This window comes from Micromonospora yongxingensis, from assembly GCF_052601155.1.
The window spans coordinates 16,397-39,057 of the sequence record NZ_JBQXEO010000040.1; the positions used below are offsets into that span (position 1 = coordinate 16,397).

At 71.8% G+C, this 22,661-nt stretch carries 24 protein-coding genes and 1 riboswitch; of the genes, 20 read left to right on the forward strand and 4 right to left on the reverse strand.

Annotation, left to right across the window (positions count from 1 at the left end):
• The first annotated feature begins 26 nt into the window (after window positions 1–26).
• The 14 genes from ACTWLT_RS30395 (at window position 27) to ACTWLT_RS30460 (ending at window position 10,761) form a co-directional block, all read left to right on the forward strand.
• Window positions 27–491 (forward strand): MarR family winged helix-turn-helix transcriptional regulator, encoded by a 465-nt coding sequence (locus ACTWLT_RS30395; protein ID WP_445321309.1) that lies wholly within the window; start codon window positions 27–29, stop codon window positions 489–491.
• A 288-nt stretch (window positions 492–779) separates the two neighbouring features.
• On the forward strand, window positions 780–1,412 hold the full coding sequence (gene clsA / locus ACTWLT_RS30400; RefSeq protein ID WP_252415717.1) for a cardiolipin synthase ClsA: 633 nt from the start codon (window positions 780–782) through the stop codon (window positions 1,410–1,412).
• Complete coding sequence (locus ACTWLT_RS30405) at window positions 1,409–2,353, forward strand: DUF881 domain-containing protein (protein ID WP_445321310.1); 945 nt, start codon at window positions 1,409–1,411, stop codon at window positions 2,351–2,353. Before clsA ends, ACTWLT_RS30405 begins: the two co-directional genes overlap by 4 nt.
• Window positions 2,350–2,682: a small basic family protein gene (locus ACTWLT_RS30410; RefSeq protein WP_030327710.1), complete on the forward strand. Its 333-nt coding sequence runs from the start codon at window positions 2,350–2,352 to the stop codon at window positions 2,680–2,682. Before ACTWLT_RS30405 ends, ACTWLT_RS30410 begins: the two co-directional genes overlap by 4 nt.
• 11 nt (window positions 2,683–2,693) lie before the next feature.
• A complete protein-coding gene (locus tag ACTWLT_RS30415; RefSeq protein ID WP_445321311.1) occupies window positions 2,694–3,680 on the forward strand; it encodes a DUF881 domain-containing protein in 987 nt (328 codons plus the stop codon).
• 59 nt (window positions 3,681–3,739) lie between these two features.
• Window positions 3,740–4,120: a glycine cleavage system protein GcvH gene (gcvH, locus tag ACTWLT_RS30420; protein WP_252415720.1), complete on the forward strand. Its 381-nt coding sequence runs from the start codon at window positions 3,740–3,742 to the stop codon at window positions 4,118–4,120.
• Between the two features lie 214 nt (window positions 4,121–4,334).
• Window positions 4,335–4,787: an oxoglutarate dehydrogenase inhibitor Odhl gene (gene odhI, locus ACTWLT_RS30425; protein WP_252415721.1), complete on the forward strand. Its 453-nt coding sequence runs from the start codon at window positions 4,335–4,337 to the stop codon at window positions 4,785–4,787.
• Window positions 4,788–4,837: 50 nt separating this feature from the next.
• A complete protein-coding gene (gene ftsR, locus ACTWLT_RS30430; protein ID WP_252415764.1) occupies window positions 4,838–5,539 on the forward strand; it encodes a transcriptional regulator FtsR in 702 nt (233 codons plus the stop codon).
• A 184-nt stretch (window positions 5,540–5,723) separates the two neighbouring features.
• On the forward strand, window positions 5,724–6,188 hold the full coding sequence (locus tag ACTWLT_RS30435) for a bifunctional nuclease family protein (RefSeq protein WP_007460347.1): 465 nt from the start codon (window positions 5,724–5,726) through the stop codon (window positions 6,186–6,188).
• A 193-nt stretch (window positions 6,189–6,381) separates the two neighbouring features.
• On the forward strand, window positions 6,382–6,963 hold the full coding sequence (locus ACTWLT_RS30440) for a MerR family transcriptional regulator (RefSeq protein ID WP_445321312.1): 582 nt from the start codon (window positions 6,382–6,384) through the stop codon (window positions 6,961–6,963).
• 363 nt (window positions 6,964–7,326) lie between these two features.
• Window positions 7,327–7,725 (forward strand): group I truncated hemoglobin, encoded by a 399-nt coding sequence (locus tag ACTWLT_RS30445; RefSeq protein WP_252415723.1) that lies wholly within the window; start codon window positions 7,327–7,329, stop codon window positions 7,723–7,725.
• Between the two features lie 2 nt (window positions 7,726–7,727).
• On the forward strand, window positions 7,728–8,906 hold the full coding sequence (locus ACTWLT_RS30450; RefSeq protein ID WP_445321313.1) for a globin domain-containing protein: 1,179 nt from the start codon (window positions 7,728–7,730) through the stop codon (window positions 8,904–8,906).
• A gap of 52 nt (window positions 8,907–8,958) precedes the next feature.
• The gene (locus tag ACTWLT_RS30455) at window positions 8,959–9,654 is read left to right on the forward strand and encodes a DivIVA domain-containing protein (RefSeq protein ID WP_308209380.1); all 696 of its coding nucleotides are present in this window, start codon (window positions 8,959–8,961) and stop codon (window positions 9,652–9,654) included.
• 129 nt (window positions 9,655–9,783) lie between these two features.
• On the forward strand, window positions 9,784–10,761 hold the full coding sequence (locus tag ACTWLT_RS30460) for an SAM-dependent methyltransferase (protein ID WP_445321314.1): 978 nt from the start codon (window positions 9,784–9,786) through the stop codon (window positions 10,759–10,761).
• A gap of 178 nt (window positions 10,762–10,939) precedes the next feature.
• Here ACTWLT_RS30460 and ACTWLT_RS30465 read toward each other — a convergent pair whose 3' ends face one another.
• Complete coding sequence (locus ACTWLT_RS30465) at window positions 10,940–11,596, reverse strand: NAD(P)H-binding protein (RefSeq protein WP_445321315.1); 657 nt, start codon at window positions 11,594–11,596, stop codon at window positions 10,940–10,942.
• A gap of 88 nt (window positions 11,597–11,684) precedes the next feature.
• Here ACTWLT_RS30465 and ACTWLT_RS30470 point away from each other — a divergent pair, with 88 nt between their 5' ends.
• Both ACTWLT_RS30470 and gcvP read left to right on the forward strand, forming a co-directional pair.
• The gene (locus tag ACTWLT_RS30470; protein WP_445321316.1) at window positions 11,685–12,557 is read left to right on the forward strand and encodes an NAD-dependent protein deacetylase; all 873 of its coding nucleotides are present in this window, start codon (window positions 11,685–11,687) and stop codon (window positions 12,555–12,557) included.
• Between the two features lie 60 nt (window positions 12,558–12,617).
• Window positions 12,618–12,716: riboswitch (glycine riboswitch) on the forward strand.
• 68 nt (window positions 12,717–12,784) lie between these two features.
• Complete coding sequence (gene gcvP / locus ACTWLT_RS30475; RefSeq protein ID WP_445321317.1) at window positions 12,785–15,607, forward strand: aminomethyl-transferring glycine dehydrogenase; 2,823 nt, start codon at window positions 12,785–12,787, stop codon at window positions 15,605–15,607.
• Between the two features lie 123 nt (window positions 15,608–15,730).
• On the opposite strand, the gene ACTWLT_RS30480 is transcribed toward gcvP, so the two are convergent.
• Window positions 15,731–15,931: a DUF5999 family protein gene (locus ACTWLT_RS30480; RefSeq protein WP_089000314.1), complete on the reverse strand. Its 201-nt coding sequence runs from the start codon at window positions 15,929–15,931 to the stop codon at window positions 15,731–15,733.
• A gap of 123 nt (window positions 15,932–16,054) precedes the next feature.
• Here ACTWLT_RS30480 and ACTWLT_RS30485 point away from each other — a divergent pair, with 123 nt between their 5' ends.
• Window positions 16,055–17,251 (forward strand): chorismate-binding protein, encoded by a 1,197-nt coding sequence (locus tag ACTWLT_RS30485; protein ID WP_445321318.1) that lies wholly within the window; start codon window positions 16,055–16,057, stop codon window positions 17,249–17,251.
• A 26-nt stretch (window positions 17,252–17,277) separates the two neighbouring features.
• Window positions 17,278–17,787 (forward strand): peptide deformylase, encoded by a 510-nt coding sequence (gene def, locus ACTWLT_RS30490; RefSeq protein ID WP_252415730.1) that lies wholly within the window; start codon window positions 17,278–17,280, stop codon window positions 17,785–17,787.
• A gap of 15 nt (window positions 17,788–17,802) precedes the next feature.
• On the opposite strand, the gene ACTWLT_RS30495 is transcribed toward def, so the two are convergent.
• Together ACTWLT_RS30495 and ACTWLT_RS30500 are read right to left on the reverse strand one after the other, a co-directional pair.
• Window positions 17,803–18,606: a GNAT family N-acetyltransferase gene (locus ACTWLT_RS30495; protein ID WP_445321319.1), complete on the reverse strand. Its 804-nt coding sequence runs from the start codon at window positions 18,604–18,606 to the stop codon at window positions 17,803–17,805.
• Entirely contained in the window at window positions 18,584–19,357 is a 774-nt protein-coding gene (locus ACTWLT_RS30500) for a sulfite exporter TauE/SafE family protein (RefSeq protein WP_445321320.1), read from the reverse strand. Before ACTWLT_RS30500 ends, ACTWLT_RS30495 begins: the two co-directional genes overlap by 23 nt.
• A gap of 195 nt (window positions 19,358–19,552) precedes the next feature.
• Here ACTWLT_RS30500 and ACTWLT_RS30505 point away from each other — a divergent pair, with 195 nt between their 5' ends.
• Together ACTWLT_RS30505 and ACTWLT_RS30510 are read left to right on the forward strand one after the other, a co-directional pair.
• Complete coding sequence (locus tag ACTWLT_RS30505) at window positions 19,553–20,332, forward strand: endonuclease/exonuclease/phosphatase family protein (RefSeq protein ID WP_445321321.1); 780 nt, start codon at window positions 19,553–19,555, stop codon at window positions 20,330–20,332.
• A 194-nt stretch (window positions 20,333–20,526) separates the two neighbouring features.
• A complete protein-coding gene (locus tag ACTWLT_RS30510) occupies window positions 20,527–22,605 on the forward strand; it encodes a M14 family zinc carboxypeptidase (RefSeq protein ID WP_445321322.1) in 2,079 nt (692 codons plus the stop codon).
• Window positions 22,606–22,661 lie beyond the last annotated feature (56 nt).

The window sequence follows — 22,661 nt, forward strand, 5'->3', positions numbered from 1 at the left end:
AGCGCGACAACGGCAGGGGACATCGGGTGGAGCGACCTGCGGATCTCGCAGCGGCGATCGACGCGGCCGCCGAGGCGCTGATCGCCGTGCTCGACTCGGCCGCGTCGCGGCACCAGGTGCCGCCGACCCAGCTGCGGGTGCTGGCGTTGATCAGCAGTCGGGCGGAGACCAACGTCAACCGGCTGGCCGAGCTGCTCGACGTGGTGCCCTCCTCGGCCAGTCGCCTGTGTGACCGGTTGGAGGCGACCGGTCTGCTGCGCCGGGTGGCCGACCCGAGGGACCGGCGCGAGGTGCGGTTGGTGCCGACGCCCGCCGGGGAGACCCTGCTGCGGGAGCTGGCCGAGCGGCGGCAGCGCGCGGTGCAGGTGGTGTTGGACCGGATGCCGCAGCGGGTCCAGCACGATCTGTTGGTGGCGTTGCTCGCGTTCGGCCGGGCGGCGACCCAGGTGGTCCCGGAGCAGAAGACCGACCCCGCGGCGCGTACGGCGTGAACCCTCTTCCACTGGTATCCTAGGACGCTGTACGCGTGGTGATCCACGCCACAGTGCGGCACAGCCGCACCGAAGAGCACGCGGCGGCACCCGAGCCACGGGGGGAGAGCCCGATATAGTGGCACCGCACTTACCCGGCCCGTGATCATCGAGATCGCGGGCCGCATCAGGGAAGAGGCCCCGGGACGGGGCCGAAGGGGAGCCGGCGCTGGCCGGCCCGACAGCGCGTACGACCTCCGCCGCGCCCGACGTCGGCCGGGCGCCGGAGCGTGCCGCGGAGGAGGTTCGGTGTCGCGTCGGCCGGCTCGGGAAGAGCACCCGCGGGACACCGGCGAGCAGGCTCCCGGCGACCAGGTGCTCAACGTGCCCAACCTGATCAGCTTCGGGCGGCTGCTGGGTGTGCCGCTCTTCCTCTATCTGTTCCTGGTGGCCCGTGCCGACGTGGCGGCGGTCGTGGTGCTGGCCATCGGTGGCACCACGGACTGGGTCGACGGCTGGATCGCCCGCCGCCTGCGCCAGGTGAGCCGGCTCGGGGAGCTGCTCGACCCGCTGGCCGACCGGCTCTACATCCTCGCCACGCTGCTCGCCTTCACGGCCCGGGAGGTGGTGCCGTGGCAGTTCACCGCGGCGCTGCTGGCCCGGGAACTGCTGCTCCTCGGTTCGCTGGCGGTGCTGCGACGCTACGGGTACGGGCCGCCGCCGGTGCACTACGTGGGCAAGACGGCCACGTTCCTGCTGCTCGCGGCGTTCCCGGTGCTGCTGCTGGCCACCGAGTGGACCGGGGCGGCGACGGCGACGGCCGCGATCGGCTGGGGCCTGGCCTGGTGGGGGCTGGTGCTCTACTGGGTGGCCGGCGGGATGTACGTGGTGCAGGCCGCCCGGTTGGTGCGCGCGGCGCGCGGCCCGGGAGCGGCGGCGTGAGCGCGCCGCAGCCCGGGGACCGCCGCCCCGAGCGGGTGTACGCGCCGGACTTCCTCACCGAGCTGTTCCGCAACCCGCTGGACCCGGGGTACGCCGACGCGGCGGCTGCCCGTCGGCGGGAGGCGCCGGCGGAGCCGGCGCGGGGGTGGCGGGCGTGGTCGGCGCGGTCGGTCAGCCTGGTCGTGGTGGTGGTGCTGGGTTTCCTGTTCGCGGTCGCGTACCGGCAGACGTTGGAGGACGAGCCGGGGCGCAGCCAGGCCCGTTCGGGGTTGGTGGCGCAGATCAAGGAGCGGGAGAGCGAGACCGACCAGCTGTCCACGCGGGCGGACCAGTTGCGCGAGGAGGTCGGTCGGCAACGCGATGCGGCGTTGAGCGGGTCGGCGGCCGCGCGGCTGCGGGACCTGGAGGCGAGCACCGGCCTGGGCCGGGTGCGCGGCGACGGTGTGGTGGTGCGGCTGGCGGACGCGCCGGGTAACGCGGACGCGGTGACCGGCATGGGCGCGGGGCCGCCGCGGGTGCTCTACAGCGACCTGCAGGGGGTGGCGAACGCGTTGTGGAGTGTCGGAGCGGAGGCGATCGCCATCAACGGGCAGCGGCTGACCTCGACGTCGACGATCCGGTCGGCGGGTGAGGCGATCCTGGTGGACTTCCGGCCGGTGACCGGGCCGTACGAGGTGTCGGCGATCGGTCCGGGTTCGATGCGGCGCAAGTTCGAGGACAGCCGGAGTGCGGCGCTGATGCGGGAGGTCGCGCAGAAGACCGGCCTGTCGTTCGCTGTGCGGGAGTCCGATGACCTCACCCTGCCGGCGGCTCCGGAGCCGCAGCTACGCTACGCCAAGCCGTCGGTCAGTCCGAGCCCTTCCGCGTCGGGTGTCCGGTCCGGCAGTCCCGGGTCGTCCGGTTCTCCGGCGACCGCCAGTCCCTCCGGAGGTGGCCGATGATCGCGGTGCTGGCGTTGCTCGCCGGTGTGGTGCTCGGTGTGTGGCTCGATCCCACAGTCCCGGCGGCATTGCAGCCGTACCTGCCGATCGCGGTGGTGGCCGCGCTGGACGCGGTGTTCGGTGGGGTGCGGGCCAGGCTGGACCGGATCTTCGACGACAAGCAGTTCGTGGTGTCGTTCATCTCGAACGTGCTGGTGGCTGGTCTGATCGTGTATCTGGGTGACCAGTTGGGTGTGGGCGGGCAGTTGTCCACCGGTGTGGTGGTCGTGCTCGGGGTTCGGATCTTCGGGAACGTGGCGGCGATCCGCCGGCACCTGTTCCGGGCGTAGGTTTGACAGCGATGAGCGACGAGCAGACCGAGACGGGGACGGGGTGGCCGCAGCCGGCTGGTCCGGTGCGCCCTGGTGGGCCGGCGGGTGATCCGGATCCGCGGCCGGACGCGCCGGATCCGGACGAGTTGAGCCCGTTGGCGCCGCAGGGGCCGGCGGAGCGGGAGCCGGAGGTGCCGGCCGAGGAGGCCGGGGTCGCGCCGGTCGACGACGGCTCGACGGTGGATCTGAGCGCGATGCCGCGGTCGGAGGCCCCGTCGGAGCCGGTCGAGGAGCCGGTGGCGTCGGCGAGGCTGGGTCGCGTGCGGTGGAGCACCGCCGGCGTGATGATCGTCGCGTTGTTGGCGTTGCTGGGTTTCACCCTGGTCGTGCAGTTGAAGACGACGTCGACGGATCCGACGCTGGGGGCGACGCGTCAGGAGGACCTGGTGCGGATCCTGTCGGATCTGGATGCGCGGGAGAACCGGCTGCAGCAGGACATCCGGGCGTTGGAGGACAGCCAGCGGCAGTTGCGCTCGGGTGAGCAGGGTCGCCAGGCGGCGCTGGACGAGGCGACCCGGCGGGCGGACGAGCTGGGCATCCTGGCGGGCACGTTGCCGGCGGTCGGGCCCGGGTTGACCGTGCAGTTCGAGAGCAGCGGTAAGCCGATCTCGGCGAATCGGGTGCTGGACGCGGTGCAGGAGCTGCGGGGCGCGGGCGCGGAGGCGATGCAGATTTCCGGCGGTGATCGGGCGACGGTCCGGATCATCGCATCGACGTACTTCCTGGATGGGGAGAACGGTTCGTTGGTGGTGGAGGGGCGCCGGCTGGTGGGGCCGTTCACGATCACGGTGATCGGTGACCCGGCGACGATGCGTACGGCGTTGAACATTCCTGGTGGGGTGGTCGCGTCGGTCCGTGGTGACGGCGGTAACGTGACCTTTGGGGAGCGTGAGGTTGCCGAGGTTTCGGCGCTGCACGTGCCGATCAAGTTGGAACACGCCCGTCCGGTCTCCTGACCGGCGCGGCCGCGCCGGACCCGGGTGGTCCGGGGCACGATGGATGAAGGACGCGTCTGGTGATTCCTGAGGATCTGCGATACACCGCCGAGCACGAGTGGGTGTTGGGTAACGGCACCGGTTCGGTCCGGGTCGGCATCACGCACTTCGCGCAGGACGCGCTGGGTGACATCGTGTACGTGCAGTTGCCCGAGGCGGGTGCGGCGGTCGCGGCCGGCGACTCGTTGGGTGAGATCGAGTCGACCAAGAGCGTGTCGGAGATCTACGCGCCGGTGGCCGGTACGGTGGCGGCGCGCAACGAGGCGTTGGGTGACACCCCTGAGCTGATCAACACTGATCCGTATGGTGCGGGTTGGTTGGTGGAGATCACTCCGGCTGATCCGACGGCGGTGGACGGTCTGTTGACGGCCGGCGCGTACCGCGAGATCACCGAAGGCTGAGTGTGCTTGATCCGGTGCGTGGGATGTCTGCGCGCGTCCGGTTGCCCTGCATTTCGGCGCTGGCTAGGCTCGCCCAGTCGACCGAGAACCCAATAGTTGAGCGTTGTGGAATTGCCTTCCCGGGCACGGGGAGCCAGCCGCCGGGTGTTCACGTGCCCGGCGGCCAGACCCGCCATTACCCGACGCCGACCGAACAGATCCGTGAGGTGGTCCCATGACGCGCCCAGACGACGAGTTCCCCCCGCTCGACGTCACTTCGACGCTCAATCTCGGTTCGCTCGACGAAGTGCTGGAGGGGCCGGAGACCGATGTGGTGCCGAGCCGGATGTCCGGTTCGTTGCCGCCCGGTATGGCGCTGCTGGTGGTTCGTCGCGGCCCGAATGCGGGTGCCCGGTTCTTGTTGGACCACGATGTGACGACCAGTGGCCGGCACCCCGACAGTGACATCTTCCTCGACGACGTGACGGTGTCGCGGCGGCACGCGGAGTTCCATCGTGACGGTGGCACGTTCACGGTGCGGGACGTGGGCAGCTTGAACGGCACGTATGTGAACCGTGAGCGGGTCGAGGCTGCGACGTTGAGCAATGGTGACGAGGTTCAGATCGGTAAGTTCCGGGTGGTGTTCATCGCCGGTCCGCGCCCGGAGGAGGAGGCCAGCCGGGGGTGAACGAGCCTGCGGCCTCCACGCCACCCGGGGCGGCCCGGTCCCAGCCGCTGATGAGCATCGGTGAGGTGCTGGGTCAGTTGCGGGTGGATTTCCCGGACACGACGATTTCGAAGCTGCGGTTCCTTGAGGCCGAGGGCCTGGTGGAGCCGCAGCGGACGGCGGCGGGTTACCGGAAGTACAGCTGGGACGATGTGGCGCGGTTGCGGTTCGTGTTGACCGCCCAGCGGGACAGGTACCTGCCGTTGCGGGTGATCCGTGAGCAGTTGGCGGAGTGGGACTCGTCCGGTGAGCAGCCGGGTCGGTCGCGGCCGGCGTTGGTCGCGGTGGGGCCTGATGGTGCGGTTCCCGGTCGTGAGTCGGCGGAGCCGGCCGAGTCGTCGCAGGTGCGGCTCGGCCGGGCGGATCTGGTGGCGCGCAGTGGGGTCGACGAGTCGACCTTGGCTGAGTTGGAGCGGCTGGGTGTGCTGGTGTCGGATCCGCCGGGGTGGTATGACGCGGATGCGTTGATCATCGCGTCGGCGGTGGCGGGGTTGGCGGCGTACGGGTTGGAGCCGCGGCACCTGCGGGGTTACCGGACGGCGGCTGATCGTGAGGTCGGGTTGTTCGCGCAGTTGGTGGCGCCGTTGGCGCGGCAGAGTGATCCGGCGGCGCGGGCGCGGGCTGCGGAGACGGCGCGGGAGTTGGTGGCGTTGTCGGAGCAGTTGCACGCGGCGTTGGTGCGGGTGGGGTTGCGCTCGACGTTGGGTCGGTGAGGTGCCTGGCGGGCGGTGGCCGAGCGGAAAGATCTCTTCCGGGAAGCGTGCCGTAGGCTTGCCGGGGTAACCCCTTCCTGGCGCGGACGTGGTGCTGTAGCGCATGGGACGGCCGTGTCGCGGTCCGTGTACCGTGCAGGGAAGGGCGCGGTGCGGCGTAGGTGACAACGACACGGAGGCGGCGGTGCGCGAGCTGAGCGTGGTCGGAGTTCGGGTGGAGCTGCCCAGCAACCAGCCGATCGTCCTGCTCAGGGAGGTCGAGGGGGACCGCTATCTGCCGATCTGGATCGGCGCGGTCGAGGCCACGGCTATCGCTTATGAGCAGCAGGGGGTCAAGCCGGCTCGGCCGTTGACTCATGATCTTCTGCGGGACGTGTTGGCGGCTTTGCAGGCGCCGTTGCAGGCGGTGGAGATCACCGAGCTCAAGGAGAACGTCTTCTACGCGGATCTGTTGATCGGCGACGGGGTGCGGGTGTCGGCGCGGCCGAGCGATTCGATCGCTCTGGCGTTGCGGGTCGGTGCGCCGATTCGTTGTGCTGAGCAGGTCCTCAGTGAAGCGGGGATCGTCATTCCCGATGAGCAGGAGGACGAGGTGGAGAAGTTCCGCGAGTTCCTGGAGCAGGTGCGTCCGGAGGACTTCGCGGGCTGAGCCCGGCGTTCGACGGCACCGGTTGTCACTGTGGGTGATGCCGCGGTGCGGTTGGTGATCTTTCTCGGTGGCTGCGCGGCGTGTCGCGTCGGTACCTCCGTGGTAACCCCTGAAGGTGGCTATAGGGTTGCCGTGTCGAGGGGTGCGCGTCCCGGAAACGACGCGTCGCCACACTGACGGGGAGGTTGTCCGGATGCACGAGCCGCAGGATCCCGATCCAGGTACGGAGTTGGCGTCGCCGGGTGTGGCGACTGAGGGTGACGGTTCGGTGGGCTACCGGGGTGTGACGGCGTGCACCGCGGTGGGCATCAGTTACCGGCAGCTGGACTACTGGGCGCGGACGGCGCTGGTGGTGCCGAGTGTGCGTGACGCCTCGGGTTCGGGGACGCAGCGGTTGTACTCGTTCCGGGACCTGGTGGTGTTGAAGGTCGTGAAGCGGTTGTTGGACGCGGGGGTGTCCCTGCAGAACATCCGCAAGGCGATCGAGGCGCTGCGGTCGCGTGGCGTTGAGGATCTGGCCGGGATCACGTTGATCTCCGATGGGACGACGGTGTACGAGTGCCGGTCCCCGGAGGAGGTGGTCGACCTGTTGCAGGGTGGCCAGGGCGTGTTCGGCATCGCGATCGGTGGGGCCTTCAAGGAGATCCAGGGGTCGTTGTCGCATCTGCCGGCGGAGCCGGCGGCGAGCGGCCCGGCGGAGCCGGTGGCGGCGTCGGAGTCGGATCCGGTGGGTGACGAGTTGGCGGCGCGGCGGGCGCGGCGGCGGGCTGGCTGAGCGCGTTCGCGTTGCGCCGGGTTGTCGACGCGCCCGGCTTTTCGCGTGGGATTTTCGCGGCCGCTGTGATCACTCAGGGTCAGGTTGGCGGAGCCGCGCCCGCGTTGTGAGGGCTCCCATGTCCACAGTGGTTGACGGTGGGTGTCGTCACGGTGGCGGGTTGTGGAGAGTCGGGTCGAGGGCGGTGACGCTGCGTGCCGGGTGGTTGTCGGGAATCCGATAGGGGGGCCCTGACCGGAAACCGACGACACGCTATGGTCCGTCACGGTCCTCGGTGTGTCGCCGTGGAAGACGATGTCGCTCCGGTGGGCCAATGCCCCTCCGCGCCGACCCCGCGCGGCCTCCACCCTGGAAGGAACATCCGTGACGGTTACCGAAGAAACCGCTCCCGTCTCGCACTACGACCGCATCGGCGGTGGCAGCTCCGTCAAGGCGGCCGTGGAGCTGTTCTACGACAAGGTGCTCGCCGATCCGGAACTGGCGGGCTACTTCACCGATGTGGACATGCCGTCGCAGCGGCGGCACATGACGTTGATGTTGACGGTGGTGCTGGGCGGTCCGAACGAGTACGCCGGTCGTGGTCTGGCTGAGGCGCACCAGCCGTTGAACATCCCGCTGGAGCACTACGTCAAGGTCGGTGAGCACCTGACGGCGACGCTGACCGAGTTGGGCGTGCCGGCGGACATCCTGGCTGACGTGCAGAAGGTGCTGGGGCAGGTGCAGGACCAGGTGGTGGCCACCGGGAACCGTCCGGGCGCCTGAGCGTGGACGCGGCCCGACTCAAGCAGAGCTGGTCTCTGGTCGCCGCGCACGGCGACCAGGTGCCGCTCTATTTCTATTCGACGTTGTTCCTGTCCCATCCCGAGACGCGGCAGATGTTCCCGACGAACATGGCCGGGCAGCGTGACCGTCTGGTGACCGCACTGGGGCACATCGTGTCCAACGTGGATCAGGTCGATGGGCTCGTGGGTTTCCTGCAGGGCCTCGGCGCTGACCACCGTAAGTTCGCGGTACGCGCGGAGCACTACCCGGCGGTGGGTGAGGCGCTGCTGGCGACGTTGCAGCACTTCCTGGCCGAGCAGTGGACCGAGGAGCTGGCCCAGGACTGGGCGGCTGCGTACGGGCTGATCGCGCAGGTGATGATGGAGGCCGCGCAGGCCGCGGAGTCGGTGAATCCGCCGTGGTGGGTCTCGGAGATCGTGTCCCACGAGCGGCGGGCGTTCGACGTGGCGGTGCTGACGGTGCGTCCGCAGTACCTGCTGCCGTTCACGCCGGGTCAGTCGATCGGGGTGTCCCATCCGTCGGTGCGGTCGTGGCGGTACTACTCGCCGGCGAACGCGCCGCGCGCGGACGGCACGTTGGAGTTGCACGTGCGGGCCGCGCCGGGTGGCGCGGTGTCCTCGCGGCTGGTGTACGGCTCGACGGTGGGTGACCGTATCCACCTGGCGGCGCCGGTGGGGGAGCGGTTGGCGTTGTGGTCGGCGGGTTCCAGTGACCTGTTGCTGCTGGCGGCGGGCACCGGCTGGGCGCCGGTGAAGGCGTTGGTGGAGCAGGTCGCCGCGGAGGGTTCCCGCCGGCGGGTGGACCTGTATGTGGGTGCCCGTTCGCGCAGCGAGTTCTACGACAGCGACGCGATCGACAAGTTGGCGTCGTCGTACCCGTGGTTGTCGGTCACCTACGTGGTGGGTGCCGACGTGAACCGGCCGGGGGAGTTCCTGCAGCCGGTGGACCGGGCGTTGGCCGACGGCGACTGGCGTGCCCGGCACGTGTACGTGTGCGGGTCGGACGAGATGGTTTCGCACTCGGTGCAGGCGTTGACCCGGGCGGGTTACCACGCGGGTCAGGTGCACCATGAGGGTCTGGGTAAGCACTGGTACGGCCCGGCCTGGCGTACGGCGGTGGAGCAGTCGACCGCTGGTGACACTTCCGGAGGTGTTCGGTGAGCGCGAGGAGTGAGCTTGCGAGCCCCGCAGTCGCGAACGGAGGCGGGCAGAGGTGAGCGCGACCCCGATCAGCCGGTACGACGGGATTCAGGTCTCCGGTGGTGTGCAGGTGCGGTTGACCGCCGACCGGGTGCGGCGGTGGGAGTTCGGCACGGCGCCGTTCGCCCGGCGCGGCTACGACAACGCCGACGTGGACCGTTTCCGTGTGCAGGTCGCCGATGAGTTGGATCTGCTGGCGACGCAGTTGGCGCATCTGCGGGCGGAGAACGAGCGGCTCACCGACCGGGTGGAGCTGCACCGGCACGGGGTGATCCCGAGCACGGACGCGGCGGCGAAGGTGCCGGCGGCCAAGGAGGTGAATCTGCTCTCCGCGGCGCAGCGGGAGGCGGAGCAGATCATCGCGCAGGCGCACGACTACGCGCGGCGGGTCGCCGAGTACGCCCGGATGCAGTACGAGAGTTACATGCGGGCGGCGGCGGAGGAGGCGAAGCAGGAGGCCGAGCGGGCGGTGACGGAGTACCGCAACACGGCCGGGCCGAGCTTCGACGACACGGTGGCCACCCGGGAGGCGCTGCGGATCTTCGGCGAGATGATGGTGTCGCACATGCAGGCGGCGGCACGGCATCTCGACGACGGTAGTGAGCAGTTGGCCCGCACGATGGACCGGATCGCGAAGGAGACGCCGGGGGCGCCGTTCGTGGGCGGTGCGGCGGGGCAGGCGGCGCTGCCGCGTCACCACCAGCGGTGAACGCCGGGTGGGGTCCGCCCGGCGGACCCCACCCGGGTGGTGTGGCGGTCGGCCGCGTCGCTGACCGGTTCGGTCGCAGCAGACTGGACGGGGTTGCGCCCCGCCGGGCCGCGCGTGGAAAGGTGTCCCATGTCTGTGTTTTCGTCTTCCTCCGGCGTCTCGCCGCATCCGCACGACGGGTCGGTCGATCCGGTGGCCGCGATGGAGGCCTCGGTGTGGGCCCTGGCCGCCGTGGTCGGCACGATGCGCGACGCCCTGTCGGCGCCGCTCGCCGAGGTCCTGGCGGCGTCGCCGCAGCGCACCGCTGTGCTGGAGGCCGCCGGGCTGCTGTCGTGGGACGGTGGGGTGCCGGTTGCGCACCCGTCGCTGGTCCCCGCTGACGGGCCGACCGGGCGGAGCATGGTGCAGGCGCGGTTGAGCTCGTTGCGGCAGGCGGTCACCGCCGCGGCGCAGGACGCTTCCGCTGCGGCCGGGGGCGGCTGGTCGGAGCTGGGTGACGAGGTGTTGCTGAATCAGGGCCGGGCGTCCGCCGCGACGGGCCGTGCTCTGGCCACCCGGGTGGTGCCCGGGCTGCCGGGGCTCGCGGAGCGTCTGGACTCCGGCGGGCGTGTCCTGGACATCGGCACGGGTGTGGCGGCGTTGGCCGTTGCCCTGGCCCGGGAGCTGCCCCGGGTGTCGGTGGTGGGCATCGACATCCTCCAGCGCGCGTTGGATCTGGCCCGCGAGGAGCTGGCCCAGGCGTCCGACGTCGCCGACCGGATCACCCTGCGCCACCAGGACGTGGCCGAGGTGACCGAGGTGGGTGCGTACGACCTCGTCTGGTTTCCTGCGCCGTTCGTGGCCCAGGACACCCTGGTGGCGGCTCTGCCCCGACTGGTCGAGGCGCTGCGGGCCGGCGGTTGGATCGTGGTGGGTACGAACCCGCCCGCCGGGGATCCCCTGCGGGCGGCTGTCGACCGGTGGAACGCCGTCCGCAACGGCGGCAACGACTACGACACGGACCGCATGGCGCAGGTGCTGGCCGACGCCGGGTTGGACGACGTCCGCCGCTACCCGACCGTTCCCGGCGGACCCGTGTTGGTCGCCGCGCACCGTCCGGGCGACTGACTCCCGCGAAGGCGGGGGCGCTGCGGCTGGTCAGCTGAGCCGTTGGTCGAGGTGGAAGCTGACCTCGGTGCCGGCCTCGCTCTTGCCGATGAGTTTGCACAGGGCGGCTCTGATGGGCAGCCAGTGCGGGCCGCTGCCCGACGAGGGTGGCGCTGATCGACGTCGGTGTGGCCGGCCGTCAGGTGGTCGTGGCGTCGACGGCGTCGGCGATCGGCGTCGGCCCGTTGACCAGTTCCAGGGTCGCGCCGGCGGTGCGGGGTTCGTCGAGCAGCGCCACGAGGACCCGGGCGACGTCGGCGCGGGTGACCGCGCCCCGCCCGGCGTGCCGGGTGAGGGTGACCTGTCCGGTGGGTGCGTCGTCGGTGAGCCGGCCGGGTCGCAGGATCGTCCAGTCCAGGTCCCGGCCGCGCAGGTCGTCCTCGGCGGCCCGTTTGGCCCGCAGGTACGCCGCCCACACCTCGTCGGTGCCGGCCGACGGCGGGGCGTCCACGCCCATGGAGGAGACCAGCAGGTAGCGGCGGACGCCCGCGCGGGTGGCGGCGTCGGCGAGCAGCGCGGCGGCGGCCCGGTCGACGGTGTCCTTGCGGGCGGCGCCGCTGCCGGGGCCGGCGCCGGCGGCGAAGACCACCGCGTCGGCGCCGTCGAGGTGCGCGGCGACGTCGGTGACGTCGGCGTGTTCCAGGTCGCAGACGACCGGTTCGGCGCCGGCGTCGCGCAGCGCGCCGGCCTGGTCGGGGTGACGGATCAGGCCGACGGCGGTGTCGCCCCGCTCGGCGAGGTCGCGTTCGAGCAGTTGGGCGATCTTGCCGTGGCCTCCGGCGATGACGACGCGCATGTGCCCAACCTACCGGCGCGGGTCGGCCGCTGAGGCCGGCGTCGGGCGGGGTTCGGCGTGCGGCGCTGCGCTGAGGCAGCATGGAGGGGTGACGGAGAGCCTCGACGCGTTGACCTCGCTGGTGGCCGGCGGTGGGGTGGTGGTGCTCAGTGGGGCGGGCCTGTCCACCGAGTCGGGCATCCCGGACTACCGGGGGCCCAGTGGGGTGGCCCGCCGGCACACCCCGATGACGTTCCAGGCGTTCACCCGCGACCCGCTGGCGCGGCGGCGGTACTGGGCGCGCAGCCACCTGGGATGGCGGCTGATCGCCCGGGCCGCACCGAACGCCGGGCACCATGCGGTGACCCGCCTGCAACGCGCCGGCCTCGTGGACGCGGTCATCACGCAGAACGTCGACGGGTTGCACTCGCTGGCCGGCAGCGCGCCGGTGGTCGAGCTGCACGGCCGCCTGGACGAGGTGACGTGCCTGGACTGCGGCAACCTGACCTCCCGGGAGGAGTTGGACCGTCGGCTGCGCGAGGCCAACCCGGAGTTCGTGGCCCAGGTCGCCGCCGTGAACCCCGACGGTGATGTGGATCTCCCCGACGAGCAGGTGGCCGCGTTCCGCACGGTGGATTGCGGGATCTGCGGCACGGGGATGCTGAAACCGGACGTGGTGTTCTTCGGCGAGACGGTGCCGCCGCAGCGGGTGGCGCGGTGCTTCGCGCTGGTGGAGCAGGCCCGGGCGTTGCTGGTGCTGGGCTCGTCGTTGACGGTGATGTCGGGTCGCCGGTTCGTGATCCGGGCGGCGAAACGGGGCATTCCGGTGGCGATCGTCAACCAGGGTCCGACGCGCGGTGACAGCCATGCCACCGTGTGCGTCGACGCCCCGCTGGGTGTGCTGCTGCCGGCGCTGGCCGACCGGGTGACCGGCGCCGCCGACGCGGACACCGCGACGCTGGCGGCCCCGGCCGGGGTGTGAGCCGCCGGGGGTAGGACATCTGCCGGAAACACCGGCGCTGGTAGCGTTGACCATGCCGGTACCACCCACGTGGGAGAGACCGCCCGACAGCACCAGGGGCGGCGCCGAAGGGGCAAATCCTCCCCGGAACCTCTCAGGCAAAAGGACCTCGTGGGCAGGCACTGTGGAGTGCCCTGCGGGCGCGACAGAGGGGGAGGCCGATCCGTCGACCTCGCCCGGGAGTTCCCATGACCGCAGAGCAGTTCGCCACCCGTCACATCGGTCCCGGCCCGGACGATGAGCGCCGCATGCTGGAGGTCGTCGGGCACGGCTCGATCGACGAGCTGATGGACGCCGCGATCCCCGAGGTGATCCGCTGGCACGGCACCCTGGACCTGCCCGACCCGGCCACCGAGGCCGAGACGATCGCCGAGCTGCGCGCCCTCGCGGCCCGCAACACCGTCGCCGTGTCGATGATCGGCCTGGGCTACCACGGCACGCACACCCCGGCGGTGATCCGCCGTAACGTGCTGGAGGACCCGGCCTGGTACACGGCGTACACGCCGTACCAGCCGGAGATCAGCCAGGGCCGCCTCGAGGCGCTGCTGAACTTCCAGACCATGGTCACGGACCTGACCGGCCTGGCCACCGCGAACGCGTCGATGCTCGACGAGGGCACCGCCGCGGCGGAGGCCATGACCCTGGCGCGCCGCGCGTCCAAGAGCAAGAGCACCGTGTACGTCGTCGACGCCGACGCCCTGCCGCAGACCATCGCGGTGATCACCAGCCGGGCGGAGCCGCTCGGCATCGACGTGCGGGTCCTCGACGTCGAGCGCGACGAGTTGCCGGCGGAGTTCTTCGGCCTGCACCTGCAGTACCCGGGGGCGTCCGGCGCGGTGCGCGACCACGCCCCGCTGGTGGCGGCGGCACACGAGCGCGGCGCCCTGGTGACCGTGGCGGCGGACCTGCTGGCGTTGGCGCTGCTGCGCGCGCCGGGAGAGATCGGCGTGGACATCGCCGCCGGCACCACCCAGCGTTTCGGCGTACCCATGGGCTTCGGTGGGCCGCACGCCGGCTACCTGGCGGTGCGGGCGGGCCTGGAGCGGATGCTGCCGGGCCGGCTGGTCGGGGTGTCCCGCGACACCGACGGCAACCCCGCCTACCGGCTGGCGTTGCAGACCCGCGAGCAGCACATCCGGCGGGAGAAGGCCACCAGCAACATCTGCACCGCGCAGGTGCTGCTCGCGGTGATGGCCGGCATGTACGCGGTGTACCACGGCCCGGACGGGCTGCGGGACATCTCGGCGCGTACCCATGAGATGGCGGCGCGGCTCGCGGCCGGGTTGCGCGCCGGCGGCGTGCGGGTCGCGGACGTCGCGTTCTTCGACACCGTCACCGCCACGGTGCCCGGGCGGGCCGGCGAGGTCGTCGCGGCGGCCGCCGAGCGGGGGGTGAACCTGCGGCTGGTCGACGCCGACCGGGTGGGTGTGTCCTGCGACGAGACGACCACCGTCGCGCACCTTCAGGCGGTGTGGGCGGCGTTCGGCGTGCCGACGTTCGGCGGCGACGGCGAGCCGGCGCTGCCGGTCGAGCTGCGCCGCACCAGTGACTTCCTCACCCACCCGGTGTTCCGCAGTCACCACTCCGAGACGGCGATGCTGCGCTACCTGCGGCGGCTGTCGGACTTCGACTACGCCCTGGACCGGGGCATGATCCCGCTGGGCTCGTGCACGATGAAGCTGAACGCGACCACGGAGATGGAGCCGGTCAGCTGGGCGGAGTTCGCGCACATCCACCCGTTCGCGCCGGACGACCAGACCACCGGGTACCGGGAGCTGATCGGTCAGCTGGAGTCGTGGCTGGCCGAGGTGACCGGCTACGACGCGGTCAGCGTGCAGCCCAACGCGGGATCGCAGGGTGAGCTGGCCGGGCTGCTGGCGATCCGGGCGTGGCACCGCAGCCGTGGTGAGGCGCACCGCGACGTGTGCCTGATCCCGTCCTCGGCGCACGGCACCAACGCGGCGTCGGCGGTGATGGCCGGCATGCGGGTCGTCGTGGTGGCCTGCGACGACGACGGCAACGTCGACCTCGTCGACCTGGACACGAAGATCGACAAGCACCGCGGCGCCCTCGCGGCGATCATGGTGACGTACCCGTCGACGCACGGCGTGTACGAGACGGGCATCGCGTCGCTGTGCGCGAAGGTCCACGACGCCGGCGGGCAGGTCTACGTCGACGGCGCGAACCTCAACGCCCTCGTGGGGTTCGCCAAGCCGGGCAAGTTCGGCGCGGACGTGTCACACCTGAACCTGCACAAGACGTTCTGCATCCCGCACGGCGGCGGCGGGCCGGGCGTGGGTCCGGTGGCGGTGCGGGCGCACCTGGCTCCGTTCCTGCCCGGTGACCCGCTGGGCGCGCACGTCGACGCCACGCCGGCGATCTCGGCGGCGAAGTACGGGTCGGCGGGGATCCTGCCGATCCCGTGGGCGTACCTGCGGATGATGGGCGCGGCCGGCCTGACCCGGGCGACCGGGGTGGCGGTCCTCGCGGCGAACTACGTGGCGGCGCGGCTGCGCGGGCACTTCCCGGTGCTGTACGCCGGCAACAAGGGCCTGGTGGCGCACGAGTGCATCCTCGACCTGCGGCCGCTGACGAAGGCGACCGGGGTGAGCGTGGACGACGTGGCGAAGCGGCTGATCGACTACGGCTTCCACGCGCCGACGATGTCGTTCCCCGTGGCCGGGACGCTGATGGTGGAGCCGACCGAGAGCGAGGACCTGGCCGAGCTGGACCGGTTCTGCGACGCCATGATCGCCATCCGGGCGGAGATCGAGCAGGTGGGCTCGGGGCAGTGGCCGGCCGGGGACAACCCTCTGGCCAACGCGCCGCACACCGCGGCGATGGTCAGCGGTGACGAGTGGACGCACGCGTACCCGCGGTCGGTGGGCGCATACCCGGCCGGGGTGGACCGGGCCGGGAAGTACTGGCCGCCGGTGCGGCGCATCGACGGCGCGTACGGCGACCGGAACCTGGTGTGCTCGTGCCCGTCGCCGGAGGCCTTCGAGGACTGACGACGGGCGGGCCGGGGCGGGCGGTTGGCCGCCCCGGCAACCGCGCCGACCTGGGCGGGGATGTCCCGGACCGGGGGACTAGCCTGGGTCGGCGGCGGCGGTTCGGTGACGCTGAGTGGTCGATCAGGCCACGAGGGCGTGACGGGCGGGGCCGCGGTGCGGGGCGATGCTGCTGCCGTCAGGGAGCAGCTCGCCGGTGTCCTCGAAGACGATGACACCGTTGCAGAGCAGGCTCCAGCCCTGCTCAGGGAAGCAGGCGAGGACCCGGGCGGCTTCCCGGTCGGTAGCTTCAGCGGAGGGGCAGGTCGGTTGGTGCTGGCACATCGGGTTCTCCGGACTGTGGGGGCACTGTGTCATGGTTCACATGACCAGTGACGCACAGTACCAAGCGAAAGTGTCCAGCATCGAGCAGGTAGCCGCCTGGTGTACCCGAAATCCACTGAACGGATGAGGAAGGTCGGACCGTACGGCGTGGAAACGCTCCCACAGGTGCTGGTCAATGCGCCCGCGGCACCAGCCGCCTGCCGGCGCGGTCTCGTCGAACGCGCCCGCCTGCAGTGGCGCCGCACCGACGGCGGCGACCCCGCCGCCCTGGCCGAGGAGTTCCTCGCCGCACACGGCCTGCCACTGCACGACCTGGCGCAGCCCGCCGCCCAGCCACACCCCAGCACCGGCGCCTGCGGAGCGGCCCTCTACCTGTCCGCCGCCGCCGGGGCGCTGCTGGCCGGCGCACCGGACGGCGCACCCGAGCCCACCCCCGCCCTGCCCGACCTCGCCGTCGTCGTCTACGACCACGGCCCCACCCGGACCACACCACCCGGCCCGCCGCCGACCTGGTGGCTCGGCGAGTGGACCGAAAGCTGGACCCCCCGCCAGCACGCCGACGCCGTCGACGCCGTCCGCGCCGCCATCGGCCGCGGCGACGTCTACCAGACCAACCTCGTCGGCCACGCCGCCGCCCGCTACACCGGCGACCCGCTGCCCGCCCTGAGCCGCCTCGGCGCCCTGCCCGGCGCCCGCTACGGCGGCGTCCTCACCGGCGACGGCTGGGCCATCGGCTGCGCCTCCCCCGAGACGCTCGTCGAGGTCACCGACGGGCAGCTCACCACCAGACCCATCAAAGGCACCCGACCGGCCACCGCCGCCGGCCGCGCCGAACTGCTCACCAGCGCCAAGGAACGCGCCGAACACATCATGATCGTCGACCTGGAACGCAACGACCTCGCCCGCATCGCCCGCACCGGCACCGTCGACGTCGACGACCTGTTCGCCGTCCGCCGCTGGTGCGACCTGTGGCAGGCCGAATCCACCGTCCGCGCCACCGTCGCCGACGGCCTCGGCCTGGCCGACCTGCTGCGCGCCACCTGCCCCGGCGGCTCGGTGACCGGCGCACCGAAACTCGCCGCCCTGAACCAGATCAGCACCCTCGAACCCGTCGGCCGGGGCGCCAGCATGGGCGCGCTGGGCTGGGTCGCACCCGGCCGCGTCGACCTCGGCCTGACCATCCGCACCGCCGCCGCCGACGCCGAAAGGCTGCACACCTGGGCCGGCGGCGGCATCACCTGGGACAGCGACCCCACCGCCGAGGTCGCCGAAGCCGCCGCGAAGACCGCCCCCATCCGCGCCACCCTGGCGGGGCGCTGAACCCGCCCGGCGATACGCTGACCCGCATGACCATGCGGCCCATCCGGATCATCGGCGACCCCGTGCTGCGCACCCCGTGCGAGCCCGTCACCACCTTCGACGCCGAACTGCGCGCCCTGGTCACCGACCTCATGGACACCCTGCTCGGCGCGCCCGGCCGCGCCGGCGTCGCCGCCCCGCAGATCGGCGTCAGCGCCCAGGTGTTCGTCTACGACGCCGACGGGCACCGCGGCCACCTCATCAACCCCACCCTCGAGCTCTCCGAGGAACGCCAGGACGACGAGGAGGGCTGCCTGTCCATCCCCGGCCTGTACTTCCCGACCCAGCGGGCCCTGCACGCCACCGCCCGCGGCGTCGACCAGCACGGCGAGCCGCTGACCATCGCCGGCAGCGGCTTCCTCGCCCGCGCCCTGCAACACGAAACCGACCACCTGCTCGGCAAGCTGTACGTCGACACCCTCCACGGCGACATCCGCCGCCGCGCCCTGCGCGAGATCCGCGCCGGCCGCTTCGACTCACCCAGCCGCCGCCGCTGACACCCCTACCGACCCCTAACGGGCGGTCAGCGTGTACTCGTCGTAGTCGGCGACCCGGCTGAACCCCACCCGCTCGTACAACCGCACCGCGGCCACGTTGTCCGCCTTCACGTTCAGCGTGACGTGCTCGACGCTCTGACGCAGCCGCGCACACAACGCCGCCACCACCGCCGCGCCCAGACCCCGCCCGCGCCACCGCGGATCGGTCGTGACGTTGCCCAACGCCGCCACCCGGTACACCGGCGACCACACGTGCACCCCGGCCACCGCCGCCAACTCACCGCCCGCACGCACGCCCACATACTGCCCGGTGTCCAACATCCGAGGATCGAACCAGTTCTCCGGGTACGCCCGCGGGTACAGACGGCGCAGCTGCGGCAGGTCCTCCGCGCCCAGCACCACACCCGCCGGGCGCACCGCCGCCAACCGGGCCGCGTCGGTCAACGCCATCCGGTGGTGCCCGCCACCGGGAACCAGCCGGAACGACCCGGCCAGGGCGTCGGACAGCCCGGGGGACAGGTGCGCGTACAACCGGGCGGGCAGCACCGGCGCCACCTCGGCCAGCAACACCGCCAACGCCGCCGTGTCCGCCGGCGCCGCGAACGCCAACAGCGTCGGCGGATCCACCCCGTGATACAGCAACGCCACCTGCTCACCCCGACGGAACCACGAGGTGTACGGCCAGAAGAAGTCGTCCAGGTCACCCAACTGGTAGGCGTGCAGCACCGGATCACGCCCCAGCAGGTCCGCCAGGACGGCCCGGTCGTGCTCGGCGCGTACCGCCATCAGCGCGGACTCACCGGGCCAGCCACTGGTCATGCCCCAGCTTCGCGACCAACGCCACCACCACCACGAGCAGCACCACCCGCACGAACCCCGACCCGCGGCGCAACGCCATCCGCGCCCCCACCACCGCGCCGGCGATGTTGCACACCGCCATGCCCGCACCCAGCAGCCACCACACGTGCCCGGTCACCCCGAACACCACCAGCGCACCCAGGTTGGTGCCCGCGTTGACGACCTTCGCCATCGCCGACCCGTGCACGAAGTCCGCGCCCACCAGCGCCGTGAACGCCAACACCAGGAACGTGCCCGTACCCGGACCGATCAACCCGTCGTACAGGGCGATACCGACACCCGCCAACACGACCGCCGCCGCCACCCGCAGCGGAGTCCGCCGCTGCGGCATCGCCACCACCCCCAACCGGGGACGCAGCAGCACGAACACCGCCACCGACACCAGCACCACCAACACCACCGGCCGGTACGCCGACGCCGGCACCGCACCGGCCAGCGCGGCACCCACCCCCGCGCTGAGCACCGCCAGACCCGCCGCCGGCCCCGTCACCCGCCAGTCGATCTTCGTCCGTCGGGCGTACGTCGCCGCCGCCGTGGCGGTCCCGAAGATCGCCGCGAGCTTGTTGGTGCCCAACGCGGTGGCCACCGGAAGGCCCGGCGCGGCCACCAGCAACGCCGGCAGCAACAGCAACCCACCGCCACCGACCACAGCGTCGACCCAACCGGCCATCGCGGCGGCGGCGAGCAGGGTGGTCAGCGATACGGGGTCCACGGCCGGCCATTCTCCCCACCCCGACCCGCCCACCCACCACCGGAGTGGCCAGCCTCACCCGACCCCAGCCACGTCAACGACCCCGCGCCCGCCTCAACCACACCCCCAACGCACCCATCGCCACGAACACCAGCACGGAACACAGCAGCACCTTGACCACCCGGCAACCCTGCCACGGGGACGTAGGGTGCAGGAGTGCGCCTGGCCACCTTCAACCTGCTGCACGGACGATCCCTCACCGACGGGCTCGTCGACCCCGACCGACTCACCGCAGCCGTCGCCGCCCTCGACGCCGACGTCCTGGCACTGCAGGAGGTCGACCGCGACCAGAGCCGCAGCGGCAACCTCGACCTCACCGCCATCGCCGCCCGCGCCCTGGACGCACCCCACCACCGCTTCGCCGCCGCCGTCGTCGGCACCCCCGGCGAACGATTCCGGCCCCTGACCCACGACGACGACGGCCACGGCGAACCCTGCTACGGCATCGGGCTGATCAGCCGCCTGCCGGTGCGCAGCTGGCAGGTCACCCGCCTCAAACCCGCACCCGTACGCTCCCCGGTCTACGTCCCCGGCCCCGGCGGCGGCCTCATCCTGCTGCACGACGAACCCCGCGTCGTGCTCGCCGCCGTCCTGGACACCCCGCACGGCCCCCTCACCGTCGCCGCGACCCACCTGTCCTTCGTCCCCGGCTGGAACGCCCGCCAGCTACGCCAGACCATCCGCGCCCTACGCGCGCTACCCGGACCCCGCATCCTGCTCGGCGACCTCAATTTGCCCGCCGGCGCGGCCCGCCTCATCTCCGGCTGGCGCCCCCTGGGCCGCCGCCCGACCTATCCCGCCGGGCAACCCCGCGTGCAACTCGACCACATCCTCGCCGACCGGCAGGCCCTCAACCAGCTCCCACCGGTACGGGCCGTCACCGCGCCGCTGTCCACCATCTCCGACCACCGACCCCTGCTGGTCGACCTCGGCTGACCCGCCCCCGCGTTCCGCAAACCCATCACGATCACCGCATAACAGCAGGCACCGGGGGAGAGCGGCACCTCCAGCCGCAAGATTCCCTCAAGATCATTGCATCGATGAACTCCGACGATCATGCTGGTCCAAACCCGCGCCACGGTCCACCAGTCGGAGGCCACATGAGACGCCAGCGATCCATCCTCATAGCCGTGTCCACACTCCTCGCGGTCACCCTCACCACCGCACCCGCCCCCGCCAGCGCCCAGAGCGCCGCGCTACCCAACCAGGTCGCCAACCTCACCGTCCGCCAGGCCGACGGGTACGCCACCCTCGCCTGGCAACCCGTCGACGGCGCCACCGACTACCAGATCGAACGCACCGCCGTCGACGCCAACGGCACCCCCACCGGCGCACCGACCATCGTCGGCATCTGGCGCCCCAACCGCCAGATCAACCAGGAGTCACCCACCTTCGCCGACTCCGGATTCAACCCCGGCGACACGTTCCAGTGGCGGGTACGCGCCCGCGCCGGCACCACCGAACAGCCCTACTCCGACCCGGTCGTCGCCACCACCACCGCACCCTGGGGCAACCCCGGAAACCCCGGCGAGCAGCTGCGCACCCAGTGGGAGACCACCCACGCCGCGCAGTACACCAGCGACACCGACGAGTACGCCTACACCGCCGCCATCGACGCCCTCAGCGACCGCGTCCGCGTCGTCGAGCTCGGCCGCACCCTGCAGAACCGACCCATCAACATGATGGTCATCGGCAGCCCCACCCCGCCGGCCACCCCGGCCGCCGTCGCCGCCACCGCACCCGTTGCCATCAACTGCAACGTGCACGGCAACGAACCCGGCGACCGCGAAGCCTGCCTCATCATGGCCCGGCAACTCGCCTTCAGCACCGACCCCCGCATCACCGACCTGCTCAGCCACACCACCGTCCTGATCGTCCCCACCATCAACGGCGACGGCCGGGCCAACAACACCCGCGGCAACTCCACCGGCCAGGACCTCAACCGCGACTACTCGCTCATCCGGCAACCCGAGACCGCCGCGTACATCAAGATGGTCCGCGACTACCGACCCGTCGCCGGCTACGACGGCCACGAGTTCGGCAACTCCCGCGCCGGTGACCTCCCGATGCTGCCGCCCCGACACCAGAACGTCGCCCAGCCCATCTTCGACCAGTCCCAGGACATGATCGAAGGCCACATGTACGCCAAGGGCGCCGAAGCCGGCTGGTGGGCCTGCCCCTACGGCTGCGAAGGCGGCGGCAACGTCGGCCTCAGCGAGGAAACCATCCTGCGCAACACCCTCGGCCTCAAGAACGTCGCCAACTCCCTGCTGGAACTGCGCAGCTCCGGCGGACAGACCCGACCCGACGAGGGCAACACCGCCAACAACCGGCGCCGCAAGACCTACTCCGCGCTGTGGACCTTCCACCAGTTCCTCGACTACCACCGCGCCGACCGCGGCGACATCCTCACCGCCCGCGCCGAGGCCATCGAGATCCAGGCCGCCAACACCGGCCGCCTCGTCTTCCGCGGCTCCCGACCCATCCCCGCCCACCCGGCGCCGCACCCCGGCGACAGCCCCCCGCCGCTCGACGCACCCCGCGCCGACCTCATCCTCGACAACGCACCCTGCGCCTACAAGCTCACCGAGGAGCAGTACAACGGCGCCCGCACCGACGGACCGGGCGGCGTCGGCACCACCGTCGCGCAGCGCATCGCCGCACACGGCTGGAAGGTCATCAAGACCAGCGACGGCTACTACGTCCCCCTCAACCAGCCCGAACGCGGCCTCATCCCGCTGCTCCTCGACACCAAGGGCGTGGAGAAGCTGACCGACGGCGAACGCATCTACCCGACCGTCACCGGCCGGCGCAACGGACCACTGGTCGTCTCCGGCTTCACCTGCGCCGACGACGCCACCATCAACGGCCCGGTCACCGTCCGCGCGGGCGCGGCACTCGTCGCGACCGGAACGACCATCAGCGGACCGGTCAACGCCACCGGCGCCGCCGGCGTCGTCCTCGCCGACGGCACCGTCAACGGACCGGTCCGGATCGCCAACACCACCGACGCGATCTCCATCATCGACGTCACCATCGCCGGCCCGGTCGACCTGTCCGGCAACACCACCGGCACCGACGCACCCCTGCTGGTCGGCAACACCATCCGAGGGCCGCTCAGCTGCACCGGCAACAACCCCGCACCGATCAACCTCGGCGTCGCCAACACCGTGCACGGACCGCGCAGCACCCAGTGCGCGGCACTGTGACCGTCGACTGACCACCGTGGCAGGGGGGCGGGGACGCCCCCCCCCCCCCCCCCCCA